The sequence below is a fragment of the Corynebacterium striatum ATCC 6940 genome, from assembly GCF_000159135.1.
In the GTDB taxonomy this organism is placed as follows: domain Bacteria; phylum Actinomycetota; class Actinomycetes; order Mycobacteriales; family Mycobacteriaceae; genus Corynebacterium; species Corynebacterium striatum.
Window position 1 is genome coordinate 1 of the sequence record NZ_GG667540.1, and the last position, 983, is coordinate 983.

The window sequence follows — 983 nt, forward strand, 5'->3', positions numbered from 1 at the left end:
GATTTGGGGTAGTTGGTACCGCGAGTCCGCGTAGTTGGTACCGGGGTTCCACGTACCCGGTACTGCAAGGGGGTTTTCTTTCATAGTTGATGTTGGCGGCACCACGATCCGCTGGTGTTGCGTCAACTTCTACTTGGAAGGAGCTGGTCCTTGTGGCCAACTTCAAACAGATCATCGCGATGTGCCTTGATGGTGCTAGCTACGCGCAGATCACACACGCATTGGGATGTTCACGACGAGAAGTATCCCGCGCAAAGAAAGTCATCAACGATGAGGCACTAACTCCAGAGCGTTTCCGTCAACTTCCACCGGGATGGTTCGATGATCGATTCAGCGACGGCCGGAGTAAACGGACGATGTCCTACGACCAGCCTGATTTTCACGCTCTTGCACGCAAGCTGAAAAGTACAAAGCATGTGACCAGGCATAAGCTGTGGATGGACTACTTATCGCAGCCGTGTCCGACGGACAAGACAAAGTACCAGTACTCCCAGTTCTGCAGTGGGCTCAATGAGTTTCTGCGTGCCAATGATCTCGTTGAAGTTATCACCCATGAGCCAGGCCAAGAGCTTTACGTTGACTGGGCCGGTGACAAAGTGCCAGTGACGGATCAGGCCAGTGGTGATACCGCATTCAAGGCGTCATTGTTCGTCGCGGTCAGCCCATACTCAGGGCTGATGTACGTCACGGCCGCTGCGAACGAGAAGATGCCGGCGTGGATTGAGTGCCACGTCAAAGCGTTGAACTATCTTGGCAAATTACCAGCAGTCATCGTGCCAGATAATGCTTCTACGGCGACCTACCGGCCGAGGAAGCATTCAGGCTACCGGATGGTCACTGACGTTACGCAGCGTTTGCCGACTATTACGGGGTCACGATCGTGCCGACTCGGCCCGGCAGGCCACGCGACAAAGCGGCAGTAGAACGTGCTGTGAAAATCGCCTACACCAAAATACTCGGGTACTTCAGCAACGAGGTCTTCT

1 protein-coding gene is annotated in these 983 nt (G+C 54.3%); it reads left to right on the forward strand.

What is annotated here, in order from left to right; genetic code table 11:
- Nucleotides 1–152 precede the first annotated feature (152 nt).
- Complete coding sequence (locus HMPREF0308_RS12635) at nucleotides 153–923, forward strand: transposase (RefSeq protein ID WP_248630710.1); 771 nt, start codon at nucleotides 153–155, stop codon at nucleotides 921–923.
- Nucleotides 924–983: the final 60 nt, after the last annotated feature.